Consider the following 13681-nt stretch of genomic DNA (forward strand, 5'->3'; position numbering starts at 1 on the left):
GGCTCAGCCGGCCAGCGGATCGAGAACCGTCGGCCAGGCCTCCTTGTTAGACTTGATGGCTTCAAGCAGCTTGTCCTCGCCGGTGCGCCGCGCGATACGCTGCCATTGCCTCTCGGTATCGGCCATTGCCTCCTCCGGCGTCTTCGCCTTGGTGAGAGCGGCCATCAGGTTTTCGTCGAGTGCGTTGTGGAAGGCGGTCGCGCCGGGATAGTTGATCGAGGGTACGGTGCGCGCCACCGTCTCGCGCACGACATCCATGTGGTAGTCGTGGTAGGTCTCGCGCACGAGCGGATCGGCGAAGTTAGACAGCTGGAACGGATCGAAGTAGCCACCGGGATTGGCCGTCATCCACGAATAGATGCGGCTGGAGCCCAGCCATTGCAGCAGCAGATAGCAGACCTCCGGATGCTTGCTCTGCGCCGAGACCGAGGCCGACAGATTGAGCCACAGCACCGAGCGGCTGACGAGCTGGCCGCCGACATCACGGCCGGGCGGTAGCATGGAGCCGATCTTGCCGGTGACCTTCGAGCCCTCGTTCGCCTTGTTGTCGAGGAACTTCGGCAGATTGGAGAAGGCGCAGGTCATCGCCGCACCGCCCGAGGCGAAGTTGCCATACTGCTCCGGCCAGCCCCAGGAAATGGCATCCGGAGAATGGTGGCTGAGCGACTCGACATATTCCTGGGTGGCGAGATAGCCCGCTTCGGAATTGATCAGCGCTTTGCCATCGTCGCCGAACAGGAACTGGTTGGGCGAGCCCATCGAGACGAAGCGCTGGTACCAGTTGGTATAGCCCCAACCCTGATTGCGCAGGTCCGTCGAGCCGAACAGACCCTTGTCCGGACGGTGGAAGAAGGCCGCAACGTCGGCATGCTCCTTCCAGGTGCGCGGCGGTGCCAGCGCGTAGCCGTACTTGTCTGAGAAGGCCTTCTTCTCGGCCTCGTCGTTGAACAGGTCGGTGCGGTAGTTCCAGGTCTGGAAGTCGCCGTCGAGCGATACGCCATAGGTCGAGCCGCGATACTGGTTGAGCAACGACACGCCCCTGGCGCCATTGACGTAACCGCGCTCCGGATCGTCCCATTCCGGCCTGTGGGTTGCGACATACTCGTCTAGCTTGATGATGCCGGCCGTCTCCGCGAGGTCGCCCAGACGGTTCCATTCCACCGCATAGATGTCGAACGCCCCGCCCTTGGTGGAGATGTCCTGCATCGTCTTGGTGAATTCCTGACCGTTCGGCACGCCGACAATGTCGAGCGCAATGCCGGTTTCCTTCTCCCAAAGCTCCTTGATGGACGGCGCACCGGCGGGGAAAGCCTGTGTCAGCTGGCCGATCGAACCGTCGGACAGACCGAGTACGATACGCTCCGGTGCCTTGCCGGCGGCCTTCAGTGCCTTGGCAGCCTCAACGGCACGGCCTTCCGGCGTGTCGGCGCCGTACTGGTAGCGCTCAGCCCCTTCGAAGCCGGTCGGGCCGCCGATCATGCCAGACGCGAGCGCGTCGGCCGCAAAGGCCCGGCCTGGACGGATGAACTGCGGTGCAATGCCGATGGCAGCAGTCAATGCAAATGTCTTCGCGCCGGCTGCCAGAAGGCCACGGCGCGAGATCGTCAGAATCTCGCTCATTGATGTTCTCCTCCATGCCGAGAGGTCTCCTCACCCGTCAGCGTGACGAGTAATGGAGCGCGTAATGATGCATGTCAACATCAAAAGCAATCATATTACATCTTTTGCCTGCTACGTTTACGTGTTTGACGTTGAGCTCATCACCATTTGACGAGAAATGATGGAGTTCTCGACCATCGTTTCTGCGGTTTCTTGAGGAAAAGGCGTCGGGAATATGCGAACCATCTTGTATTTTCCTCGCAGAGAAATACATCATTTCCCATCATTTCGTGAAAGGACAGGCCTTGCGCTCGACATTGACGGACATCGCCCGTGAAGCCGGCGTCTCGCCGGCGACGGTGGACAGGGTCCTCAACAACCGTCAGGGCGTGCGGGAACGAACCCGCGACGCCGTGCTGGAGACGGCTCGAAAACTCGGCTATCTCGCCGCGCCATTTTCGGAGGCGGCTGAGACAACAGGAAAAATCCGGCTCGATTTCGTACTGCCGGCTGGCACGAACACCTTCATCGCCAATCTTCTGACGCAGATCGTTAATCAGGGCGCCCTGCAGGACGATCTCGACATCCGCATCCAGTCGATCGAGGGCTTCAATCCCGATACACTCGCTCGAACTCTGCACGCTCTGATCGGAGTAACGCAGGGCGTCGGCGTTATTGCCCTCGATCATCCGACGGTTCGTGAGGCCATGCGCGCACTCTCGCTTTCCGGCATGCCGATCGTCACGCTTGCCTCGGACATCCTCCACGTTCCGCGCACGGGCTATGTCGGCATCGATAACCGCGCGGCAGGCAGGCTTGCCGGCTATCTGCTCGGCCGGTTCCTCGGCCGCGGCACCAAGCGCAAGATCGCACTATTTGCAGGGTCCCTCTCCTATCGCGGCCACGAGGAGCGCGAAATGGGCTTCCGGCATGTCATCATGGAAGAGTTTTTCGACCTCGATATCGTCGAGTTGCGCGAAGTCCGCGACGACCGGCAGCGCGCCTATGAAGAAGCGGTCGCTCTGTTCAAGCGCCACCCAGATCTCTCAGGGATTTACAATATCGGCGCCGGCAATGCCGGTATCGGGCAAGCCTTGCAAGAGGCGGGCATGGCTTCCTCCGTCATCTTCGTTGGTCACGAGCTTACGGAAAGCACCAAGCGCTTCCTTCTCGACGGCACCATTGATGCCGTTATAGACCAGAACCCGCGCGTGGAGGCGCGCGAAGCCATCTCCGTGCTCAAGAACACCATCCTTGGTCGAAAACTGGAACACCATCCTCCACGCCTTCAGGTCATCTTCCGGGAGAACATTCCGGAATCCTGAACGAAGAGCGCTGGGGCGAAGCGACATTCACCGTAGCCAGATCATTGCAGCGACGAGATAGACGAAGCCCTCGAAGTGAGTTGTGCGGCGGTCGTAACGTATTGCGAAACGATGGCAGTGTTTCATTCGGTTGAAACAACGCTCGATGCGGTTGCGGTGTTTGTAGAGGGCTTCCTCTGCGGGACGACCGCCTCGGCTCCATGTCTGTGATCCTATCCCGCAAGGCATTGCTGTCATAGGCTTTGTCCGCCAGAACGGCATCTCCGCTCTGGGTCATAGAAGAGCCTGGGCTTGCGTGATGTCCCCAACTTGATCAGCCATTGTCCATCATTCAACTCATACCACTTCATACCCACGCAAACGCCTCCGTGGTTCAACACAGGGCTCTATGACTCAGCGATCTCGTGATTTCGGAATCCTGAATGTCGATCGGTGCCACCGCTTTCAACACCAGCGCTCGTCAACAGGCCAAGCATACACGAGCATTCCTATCGGATCAGACAATGGTGAAGGAAATGCCGACTATCCTTGCCCAAAGGGCCCGCTTCCAGGCTAAACTGCGAGCTGTCAAGCAATCTCGCGCGCCAAGGAAAGCACGTCATCTGCCATCATCGGATCGGTCGATTTCGAACGCGTGTGAGAAGCATTTAGCCGCCGAGCGACGATATCGTGGTTGAGCCACAGCACAGGACCGGAGGGCTCCGAGGATTCGCCGAAGATAAGCTGCCCGGTCGCCTCCACCACGAGACCGCTCAGGAGATCACCGAGCATAAACTTGCTGTCCCGGTGCATTTGGGTGATTTCATTTGATGTTCCGATTGTCAGATCGGCCTGGGCTTGACTGTTTGCCATTGGCCAGGCCGAGAAATCATAGAACGGACGCATGACCTCGCTGGCCTGCATATCGGTGATCTTGTGGAAAACGTCCTCCATTGTCAGGCCATCTGCCAAAAGTGCCTGACCGGCCTGCCACTGCTCGTCGGCCCACCCGCCTCCATTTTCCTTTTTCAAGGCGAGCAAAAGTGGGATCAGCGGCAGCTCGATCCCCGTGAACACGTCGGACGAATTGGTGCGGATTTCGGGGCAATTGTAGACGGTTGCCTTGACTCCCGCCGCCCAAGCCTGCTCAGCAATGCTCTCAAGCCGCATCTTGGCATACCCTTGGGTGTAGTTGGTGTATGTCTGCCAACGGTAGCTTCCATCGATCAGGACTGCCGATCCATGGTAACCGTATGCCGTGTAGCGGACCTGACCGCCCGAAGCTTCTACCCGTCCACGGATCGCCGCGCTGAGATCTATGAGATGGCGAAAGGTGTTGGCTGATACGTCATCAAAGTTCTGCAGGATGAGCTTGCCCATGTCGCTTTCCAGCAACGTCTGCGACGACATGTGGCGTGGTCCGGTCCCCTTGTATATCCGATTGGCAACGACCAAAAACACCTTCGCTTTTGGGATGCCGCCAGCCATTGTGTGTACAAAGAAGACATTGCGGCCGGCAGCGACCATTCCGTCGAGGACGGCCATGGCTTGCGAAAGAGCTTCCGTAAACCGAGCTGTGGCTATATCGCGGCATTGCTCTACGTAATCCCAGTCGACTTTGTCGGTTTGCCAGCTTTCAAGCGTCATCTTGGACAGGAGGTCGGTCGGCGTAGGACCTCCAGCGGGTGCATCAAGGTCGAAACCAGCCATGAGCGGGATGTTGATGATTGTGCCGCCCAGCCGTTCTTCAGCGACAGCCAGTTCGTCGGCATCAAGCGGCCGCAACACGTTGTTTTCATCGCGTCGCCCAACGGTGAACCCCACGATCTGCATTCCGGCCCGTCGGGCTTCGTCGAGAAGGCCGGTGGCATATCCACGACCGAACAATTCGCCGAAGAGAACGAAAACGTCGCCTTTTCGAAATACAGTGTTCTCGGAGATGCGCGTCAAAGCGATCGGTTTATCCATGCTGCATGCTCTCTGATTCGTATTGTCGAGCAATGGCTCAGACATCTTTCACTATGGAATGCCCGCACTCGCGGGCAATAGGAACTCATTTTCGGTGACGGTTCATTTCAAAACGTGAAGTCGCTTCCTGATATTCTTCAAGTTTAGTGAGATGCTGAAGCAGCGAACGAATGGCCAAAGCAGCCTTGCGACGCATTCTGGGCCAAAACACCATCTGGCCTGATGCGCTTACCATCGCCGAATGAACGCCTTCTGGGCGTCTCACAACGTCGATGCCTTCATGCTTCCGCTCCTTTCCCAGCGGGAAAATTACGACTGAAAACTCAAGTTATGAACGGTCCAGCTTTTCGCAATCAGAGCGCCAGATCGACCAACTGCGGGAGGCGATGCCGGACGGGGCGACGCGTGATCATGAGAGCGTCTCATTCTCTGTCATTTGCCCAGTTGCTCGCTACACATGAAGTGAGTATCGAGGACGAAGTGAATCTGGGAATACCGCACCGCATGAGCGAAGATTGGGGACATTTCGACGAGGACCTGGAGCGCGCCCGTGTCGCATGGCTCTATTTCATCGGCGGGCAGACCCAGCAGGAAATCGCCCAGCGAATGAACATCACGCGGCTGAAGGTCAACAAGATCATCGGCCAGGTGCGCGAATCCGGCTTCGTGCAGGTCAATGTCAGCCTGCCGCTCACCGACTGCATCGAACTCGCCGAAAAAGTTTCCGCCCGCTACGGCCTCGTCGACGCCATCGTAGTGCCGGATCTCGACGATTATCTCGAGCAGAAACGGGTGATTGGTGAGGCTGCCGGCTCGCTTGCCAGCGACCTGATCGAAGGCCGCGACATGGGCGTCGGCATCGGCTCGGGTCGAACCCTGAGCTTTGCCGTGCGCAGCCTGCGGGCAAAACCGAAATCGGAAAGCTGGGTCGTCGGCCTCACCGGCGGCGTCACCAGCGGCTCGGCCACCAACACGTTCGAGGTGGCAACGGCCTTTGCGCGTGCGCTCGGCGTCGAATGTCACTATCTGACGGCGCCAATCTATTGCGCCAATCCCGAAAGCCGCAACGCCCTACTGCTCAACGACGAGCTAACGGACGTGCTAGCGCGCACCGAGATCGCCGATATCGGCATCGTATCCTGCGGCGCGCTGGCGCAAGATACGTCGCTGACGCAGATCCGCGTGGTGAAGGACAATCTCGACACGTTGCTGAAGCGCGGCGCGGTCGGCGAGTTCATGGGGTGGTTTCTCGACGCGCGCGGTCAGGCGATCGATCATTTCCTCAACGACTCGATCATCGCGCTGCCGCCGGACAAGCTAAAGCTGAAACCAATTTCCGTGCTGGTTTCCGGCGGTATTCGCAAAATCCCGATCATCCGGGCGATCCTGCGCGCCGGCTATGTCAACCGGCTTGTCACCAACGAAGGTGTCGCGCGGGCCCTGCTGCAAGGCCCGCGCTGAGCATTCAATCAGGCAAGCGCCTTCTGAAGTGCAGCCGTCATGGCGCGCAGTGTCACGAACGTCGACGCCGCACCGGGGTCGATATGGCCAACCGAGCGCTCGCCAAGCTTCGCCGAGCGACCACGGCGTGATTCCAGTGCCGCCGTCGCCTTCATGCCAGCCTCGCCGCCGTCGCGCGCGGCAACCAGCACGTCCAGCGCGGAGCCGCCGTCCTTCGCCACCGCTTGGCCGGCTTCGACCGCCGGGCCCCAGGCGTCGATCATCGTCTTGTCGCCGGGATCAGCGCGGCCGCGATCGCGAATGCCCTGACAGGCGGCACTCAGCCATTCGGCCATGCCCGCACCATCGAGGTTGAGGCGGTGGCTGACGGCCGTGCCGGCGCGCAGGAACGCGGTGGCGTAGAGCGGACCGGAGGAAGCGCCGACAGCATCCAGGAAGGCCTTCGCCATGCGCTTGCAGATGCCCTCGATCGTCTCGTCATCCTGGCTGTCTTCTAGCGCGCTCTGCACGGCTTTCCAGCCGATCTCCATCGTCACACCATGGTCGCCGTCGCCGATTACGCCGTCGAGTTCGGAAAGCCAGTTCTTCTCCGCGATGATCTCGTTGCCGACGGCATGCATCATCATCTTGAAGATGACAGGCGTGACGTCGCCTTCGGTCAGAAGCTCGCGCGGCTTTTCCTGTGCGGCTGCCGTGCTCTCGGCAGCCTTGACGGCCTTGCGGCTGCGCGCGGCAATGCCGTCGGTCTTCTCGAAGGCGCCGACGACGAGGGCCGGCGTGCGGCAGGGATGATCGAGAAGCGCCTGCAACGTGTCGTCGAGCTTCATCAGCGTAACGGAGGCGCCGGCCATTTCCAGCGAGGTGGCATATTCACCGACCCAGGAGGCATGGATTTCGATATCCAGTGCATCGAGCCGCTGCTTGACGCGGCGGAAGATGAGGTAGAGCTCGATCTGCGACGTGGCGCCGAGACCGTTGACGAGAACGGCAACGCGCTCGCCCGCCTTCAGGCCAAGCTCCTTGATGACGGCATCGACCAGTTCGTCGGTCACCTCGTCCACCGGCGCAAGCTTCTGGCGGCGGATGCCGGGTTCGCCATGGATGCCCATGCCGATTTCCATCTCGTCGTCACCGATTGTGAAGTTCGGCTTGCCGGTCTGCGGCAGCGAGCACGGGCTGAGCGCCACGCCCATCGAGCGGGTCGCCTCGTTCGCTGCCTGCGCCAAGGCTTCGACGCGCGCCAACGGCTCGCCGAGATCGGCGGCGGCACCGGCGACCTTGAAGACGAAGAAGTCGCCGGCAATGCCGCGGCGTTCGGATTTGCGCTCGATCGGGGCGGAAGCAACATCATCGGCAACCGCGACATGGCGCACGGCGATGCCGGCCTGTTCCAGCTCTTCCGCGGCCATGGTGAAGTTCAAGACGTCGCCGGTATAGTTGCCGTAGAGCATGACGACACCGACGCCGCCATCGACGGCGCGGGCGGCTTCGACGATGTGTGAAGGCGAGGGAGAGGCGAAGACGTTGCCGACGGCGGCGGCATCGGCAAGGCCGCGCCCCACATAGCCGGCAAAGGCCGGCTCATGGCCGGAGCCGCCACCGACGACGATGCCCACCTTGCCATCCCGCGGGCCATCGACGGCGACGACGGCCCGTCCGGTAGACCCTTCCACGCGCAGCATGTCCGGATGCGCGCCGACCATGCCTTCGATCAACTCCGCGATGATGTTTTCCGGCGCGTTGATCAGCTTCTTGGTTTTGACTTCCTGGTTCATTCTCTTGTCTTTCGTCAGATCGATGCGGCGGCTTGCGTCAAACGTCACGGCGCAGATAACGGCGGGAAATGGCGTCGAAGGAAATGGCGAGCACGACAATCGCGCCCGAGACGATACCCTGCCAATAGGGCGAGACGCCGAAGAGCACGATGATGTTTTCGATGATGGCGATGATGCCGGCACCGAAGATCGCCCCGATCGGGCTGCCGATGCCGCCCGTCGTGGCGACCCCGCCGATGACGGAGGCGGCGATCGGCGCCAGAACCCAGGTATCGCCGATCGACGGCTGGGCGGTGCCGAGGCGCGCGACCATCAGAACGCCGGCCAGTCCGGCGATCGCGCCGGCCACGCCGAACACGAGAAGGCGTATCTTGTCGACCTTGATGCCGAGCATGCGCGCACCGGCCTGGTTGTTGCCGATCGCATACATGTAGCGGCCGAACGGCGTCTTCAGCATGACGAAGGTGGCGAAAGCCAGCGCCACGAGCATGATGAGGAAGGGAACAGGCACGCCAAGCAGATCACCACGGCCGAGATAGTGCACATCGCGCGGGATGCCCGTGATCGCGACGCCGCGCGTCAGCACCAGGTTCGCGCCACCGAAGATGCCGGCTGTGCCGATAGTGAGCACCAGCGAATGCAGCCGGAGCACGGTCACCAAGAGGCCGTTGAGAAGGCCAAGGCAGCCACCAAGCAGGATCGCCAGCAGCATCGCCGAATAGGGCTCGAAGCCGAGCCGCACCATCAGGATGCCGGAGATGACGCCGCACAGGCCGCCGATCACGCCGAGCGACAGGTCGAGTTCGCCGAGCACCATCAGCATGGACTGCGCGATGGTGATGAGGCCGACGAAGGCCAGCCCGCGCGCGATGACCGACAGGTTATAAGGCGTGAGGAAGTAGGGAGAGATCATCGCGGACAGCGTGAAGATGACCGCGAGGGCGACGAAGACGCCGGCAAGCGGGCTGCGCGCCAGATGCGCGACGGCGCTGGTTTGCGTGGAACTAGTTTGCATGGGCTTTCGCCTCCGTGCCGAAGATGGCGCCTACGAGGGTTTCATTGCTGGTGTTCGTGGTGTCGAACTCGCCGGTGATGCGGCCATGGTGCATGGTCACGATGCGGCTTGCGCATTTCTTGAGTTCGTCAAGTTCCGAGGAGACGAGAATGACGCCTACGCCCTCCTCGGCCAGACCCTTCATGATCTTGTAAATCTCGGTCTTGGTGCGGATGTCGATACCCTTGGTGGGTTCGTCGAAGATCAGCACGCGCGGCCGCGTCGCCATCGCCCGGCCGATGATGGCCTTCTGCTGGTTGCCGCCGGAGAGCTGCGAGATGCGCTTGCCCATGCCGGAGGTGCGGATGCCGTAGTCGTCGATGATCTTCTGCACCGCCTCCCGCTCGCGGCCGCGGCTGATGCCGAACGAGCCCTTGGTCAGCGAGAGGATGGAAATGCCGATGTTTTCGCGCAGCGACAGCAGCGGGAAGATACCGTGATGCTTGCGCTCCTCCGAGAGGTAGAGCATGCCGCCGCCGACCGAGGCGGATGTGTCGTTCAACGCCCAGGGCTTGCCGTCGACCGTCACTGCACCCGCCTTGGCTTTCAGGAAGCCGAAGACCGTCTGCATGACTTCCGAGCGCCCGGCGCCGACGAGCCCGGCAAAGCCGAGAATCTCGCCACGGCGTAGGGTAAAACTGACATCGTGGAAACGGGCGCCGGAAAGCCCGCGCACATCCATGATCGTGTCGGTAGCAGGCCCTTGCGGGCGAAAATGTTCGTCGAAGGCGAGGTCCCGGCCGGACATGGCACGGATCAGGTCCGCTTCGCCGATGTCCATAATCCGGCCACTTTCGACCTTCTCGCCGTTGCGCAGCACCGTGTAGTCGTCGCCGATCGCAAAGACCTCGTCCATCTTGTGGCTGATGAAGACGATAGCGTGGTCGCGGTCGAGCAGGCCGCGGATGACCTTGAAGACCCGATCCACCTCGACGCGCGTCAGTGACGAGGTCGGCTCATCGAGAATGAGGACCTTCATGTCGGCATTGGTGCAGGCGCGTGCGATCTGCAGCAGCTGCTGGTCGGAGACGGAAATGTTGGCGACCAGTGCGCGCGGATCGGCCTCGATGCCGAAGCGTTCGAGATAGGTCCGGGCTTCCTCGACGAGCGCACCGCGATTGACGAGACGCCCGCCATGCCCTGTCCGTTCGAACGGCATGAAAAGGTTTTCCGCAACGCTCATCTGCGGGAAGAGATTGAGCTCCTGCGGCACATAGGCGACGTTCTTGTAGAGGCTCGCATCCTCTGCCGGGTCACGCCCGTCGATCAGCACCTGGCCGCGTGAGGGTCGGTCGGTGCCGGTAAGGATCTTGACGAGGGTGGATTTGCCCGCACCATTCTCGCCGGCGAAAATGTGCGTGCGGCCGAGTTCGATCGACAGATCGACCCCGTCGAGGGCGGTCACGCCGGGAAAGTCCCGGCCAAGGCCGCGGGTTTCGAGATAAGCCATGGGATACCTGCGCGCAGGATGAAGACAGAAGAGGCGCGGGAAAACCCGCGCCTCGCGGCAATCCGGTTTCTGCCGGATCAGCCGCCGACGTTTTCCTTGGTGAGAAACGCGTTGCCGGTGTCGAGGTAACCCGGCACCTTGGCGCCCGTTGCCTGCGCCCAGAGCAGCATGACCGACCAGTAGCCCTGCAGTTCCGGCTGCGAGGCGGAGGAGCTGTCAGCGACGCCATCGCGGATCATGTCGAGCATTTCCGGCAGGTTGTCGAGACCGACGAGGGTAACCTTGCCCTGCTTGCCGGCTTCGACGATCGCCTGGCCGATACCGATCGGGCCTGCGGCGTCGGACGCGACCCAGCCTTTGAGGTTCGGGTTTGCCTGCATGATGGCGGCGGCCTGCTGCTGCGCCGTCTCGATGCTGTCATTGTCGATGCCTTCGGCGACGACCTTGATGCCCTTGTGTTCGGCAAAGACCTGGCGGTGGCATTCGGCGCGGATCGAATGGTTCGGCGCGGTCGGCACACCCTGCATGATGGCGACTTCGCCTTCACCGCCGAGAACTTCGACGAGGCGGCGGGCAGCGATCTTCGCCTGCTCGCAGAAGTCGGAACCGATATAGGGGATCGCCATGCCTTCCGGCGGGATTGAATCGAAGATCACCAGCGGAATGTTCTGGTTCTGCGCTTCTTCGAGCGAGGCGCGGTTGCCCGAGGGATCGAGCAGGTCGAGCGCCAGGCCGTCGGGCTGGGTTGCGAGCGCGCTGTCGATAATCTGGTTCTGCTGGACGACGTCGGCGGACTGCGGTGCCGAATAGATGACTTCAACGCTCGAGCCGGTCTGCGCCTTGATCGCGGCAGCGGCGGCCTGTGCGCCTTCGTTCACCTTGTCGAACCACGGATGCACGACCTTCGGCACGACGACGAAGCGATAGCTGTCCTTCTTGGCGGTTCCGGCAGCGTCCTGCGCCGAAGCGACGACGGGCAAAGCGAATGCGGCGGCGCACGCCAGCAGCATGGCAAGTTTCTTCATGATGACCTCCCTTGGAGCAGGCGAAATTTCCTCCCGCCTGAATGATGGAACGAGGGCTTGTATCTGGGGCTTGCTCCCAAAACCCACGCGGCAATGGATACATATGTAATAAAAAAAATACAAGAGTAAATGTGAGGATGCATCGAATACCCAAACTTCGGGGACAGATGCGTGGAAACCACGATGACGATCACCATCGGCCTCGTGGTACTTTTGGAATACTACCAATCGCTCGACTGGAACGAACAGGCGCTCGGCGCCATCCGCGTCGCGTCTTCTTCGGGAACGCTCGTGCCGCTTTCCAGCTTCGCGACGATCACGCGCAGGGCAGGGCCGGTCACCGTCAGCCAGGCCGGCCAGCTGACCGCCGTCACGCTGTCGTTCAACCTTCCCGCCGGCGTTTCCCTCGGCACGGCGACCGCCCGGATCGATGCGCTAAAGCGGGAGATCGCCCTGCCCTCGACGGTGACGACGAGCTATGCCGCCGCCGCGCGGGTCTTCCAGCAGGCCAGCGATAATACGGGCCTGCTAGTCGCCGCCGCAGTGCTGACGATCTATACCGTGCTCGGCGTGTTCTACGAGAGCCTGGTGCATCCGCTGACCATCCTGTCCGGCCTGCCCTCGGCGCGCCTTCGGCGCGCTGCTGGCGTTGAAGCTCTGCGGAATTGACCTCTCCGTCATCGCCCTGATCGGGCTCCTGATGCTCATTGGCATTGTGAAGAAGAACGCCATCATGATGGTGGACGTTGCCCTGACCCTGCAACGAGACGAAGGACGCCCGCCCATCGAGGCCATTCACGATGCCGCCGTCAGGCGCTTCCGGCCGATCATGATGACGACATTCTGCGCGCTGCTCGGGCCGTGCCGATCGCGGTGGGCACGGGCGCGAGTTCTGAATTGTGCCAGCCGCTCAGCATTGCCGTCATCGGCGGCCGATTGTCAGTCAGGCCCTCACACTGTTCATGACGCCGGTCATCTTCGTCGAGATCGAAAGGTTGTCCGATCTGCTGAAGTCGCTTCTGCCGAAAGTTCGGGCGAAAACCGCAACCGCATAACCGGTGCAGCCGGAGAAAGTCGGACCAAATGAATTTGCCGGATAGCGCCGAGATCGACCACCGCAACATCGATATGTCGCAATCGCCAAACACATTTCGGCGAACTTTATACACCGCAAGTCTTTACCGAAAAATCCAGCCGCCGACAGGAGAACGGAATGAGCAATGAAGGGGGATCGACCTACCCCCGGGGGATAGCTGCGCGTTGGACGTCGAGTGCCAAAAGTGGCGTCGGCACCGCTCTTTCGTCGGCGAGCCGTGTCTGGTTCACTGTCAGCCACGGCATTCTCAACGAGATCTACTATCCGCGGGTGGACCGCGCCTGCACGCGTGATCTCGGCCTGATCGTCACGGGTCCCGAGGGCTATTTCTCCGAAGAGAAGCGGCACGCGCAGCACCTGATAGAACCCGTCGAAAATGGCGTTCCCGCCTATCGCCTGAGCAATATCGCGATGGACGGCGCATATCGGATCGAAAAGCGTGTCCTGACGGATCCGGTGCGCCCTTCCGTGCTGCAGGACATCGTCTTCACGCCTCTCAAAGGCCAGCTCGGCGACTATCGTGTCTACGTCTTGCTCGCTCCGCATCTTTTCAACTGCGGCATGGGCAACTCGGCCTGGATCGGCGACTACAAGCGAACACAGATGCTGTTTGCGACCGGCCGCGACGGCATTTCGCTGGCACTCGCATCGTCCCTGCCCTGGCTATCCAGTTCGGCCGGATATGTCGGGGTATCAGACGGCTGGCGGCAGCTTGTGAACCAGGGCATGCTCGAGCCCGGCCAACTGCGTGCCGATGAGGGCAATGTATCGCTCACCGGCGAGATCGGTTTCTCACAAGAAAACGACCGGGTGTTTCTCTCCCTCGGGTTCGCTGGCGAGCCGGAAGAGGCAGGCTACAACGCGCTCGCCAGCTTGATGGCTGGTTTCGACGCGGCGGCAAGGCCTTATGTGTCCGGCTGGCGGACCTGGCAAGCCAGCCTGGAGAAAC

The 13681-nt window shown here is 61.4% G+C and carries 9 protein-coding genes and 2 pseudogenes; 4 read left to right on the forward strand and 7 right to left on the reverse strand.

All coding sequences use genetic code 11. The features are described 5' to 3' along the window. Window positions 1-3: 3 nt before the first annotated feature. Entirely contained in the window at window positions 4-1620 is a 1617-nt protein-coding gene (locus ACOZK4_RS19510; protein WP_313525538.1) for an extracellular solute-binding protein, read from the reverse strand. A 284-nt stretch (window positions 1621-1904) separates the two neighbouring features. Between ACOZK4_RS19510 and ACOZK4_RS19515 the strand changes: the two genes are divergently transcribed. Beyond that, window positions 1905-2924, forward strand: coding sequence for a LacI family DNA-binding transcriptional regulator (locus ACOZK4_RS19515; protein ID WP_421593295.1), 1020 nt, complete (start codon window positions 1905-1907; stop codon window positions 2922-2924). A 27-nt stretch (window positions 2925-2951) separates the two neighbouring features. Here the strand turns inward: ACOZK4_RS19515 and ACOZK4_RS19520 are convergent, their stop codons facing one another. Both ACOZK4_RS19520 and ACOZK4_RS19525 read right to left on the reverse strand, forming a co-directional pair. Next, window positions 2952-3185, reverse strand: a complete 234-nt coding sequence (locus ACOZK4_RS19520; protein WP_421593297.1) for a transposase — start codon at window positions 3183-3185, stop codon at window positions 2952-2954. Window positions 3186-3491: 306 nt separating this feature from the next. Further along, window positions 3492-4871, reverse strand: a complete 1380-nt coding sequence (locus ACOZK4_RS19525) for an enoyl ACP reductase FabMG family protein (RefSeq protein ID WP_421593298.1) — start codon at window positions 4869-4871, stop codon at window positions 3492-3494. A 504-nt stretch (window positions 4872-5375) separates the two neighbouring features. On the opposite strand from ACOZK4_RS19525, the gene ACOZK4_RS19530 reads away from it, so the two are divergent. Beyond that, complete coding sequence (locus ACOZK4_RS19530; protein WP_421593299.1) at window positions 5376-6332, forward strand: sugar-binding transcriptional regulator; 957 nt, start codon at window positions 5376-5378, stop codon at window positions 6330-6332. Window positions 6333-6340: 8 nt separating this feature from the next. On the opposite strand, the gene dhaL is transcribed toward ACOZK4_RS19530, so the two are convergent. From dhaL to ACOZK4_RS19550, 4 genes are all read right to left on the reverse strand, one after another. Next, window positions 6341-8107: a dihydroxyacetone kinase subunit DhaL gene (gene dhaL, locus ACOZK4_RS19535; RefSeq protein ID WP_421593301.1), complete on the reverse strand. Its 1767-nt coding sequence runs from the start codon at window positions 8105-8107 to the stop codon at window positions 6341-6343. A gap of 37 nt (window positions 8108-8144) precedes the next feature. Then, the gene (locus tag ACOZK4_RS19540) at window positions 8145-9122 is read right to left on the reverse strand and encodes an ABC transporter permease (protein WP_421593303.1); all 978 of its coding nucleotides are present in this window, start codon (window positions 9120-9122) and stop codon (window positions 8145-8147) included. Then, window positions 9112-10611, reverse strand: coding sequence for a sugar ABC transporter ATP-binding protein (locus tag ACOZK4_RS19545; protein ID WP_421593305.1), 1500 nt, complete (start codon window positions 10609-10611; stop codon window positions 9112-9114). Before ACOZK4_RS19545 ends, ACOZK4_RS19540 begins: the two co-directional genes overlap by 11 nt. 77 nt (window positions 10612-10688) lie before the next feature. After that, window positions 10689-11636 carry a substrate-binding domain-containing protein gene (locus ACOZK4_RS19550; RefSeq protein WP_421593307.1) on the reverse strand — a complete coding sequence of 316 codons (948 nt, stop codon included), beginning with the start codon at window positions 11634-11636 and terminating at the stop codon, window positions 10689-10691. A gap of 207 nt (window positions 11637-11843) precedes the next feature. Here ACOZK4_RS19550 and ACOZK4_RS19555 point away from each other — a divergent pair. Both ACOZK4_RS19555 and ACOZK4_RS19560 read left to right on the forward strand, forming a co-directional pair. Next, window positions 11844-12691: pseudogene (locus tag ACOZK4_RS19555) on the forward strand (efflux RND transporter permease subunit); the annotation flags it as partial. Window positions 12692-12849: 158 nt separating this feature from the next. Further along, window positions 12850-13681: pseudogene (locus ACOZK4_RS19560) on the forward strand (glucan 1,4-alpha-glucosidase); the annotation flags it as partial.

The organism is Shinella sp. M27 (assembly GCF_049199905.1).
Lineage (GTDB): Bacteria > Pseudomonadota > Alphaproteobacteria > Rhizobiales > Rhizobiaceae > Shinella.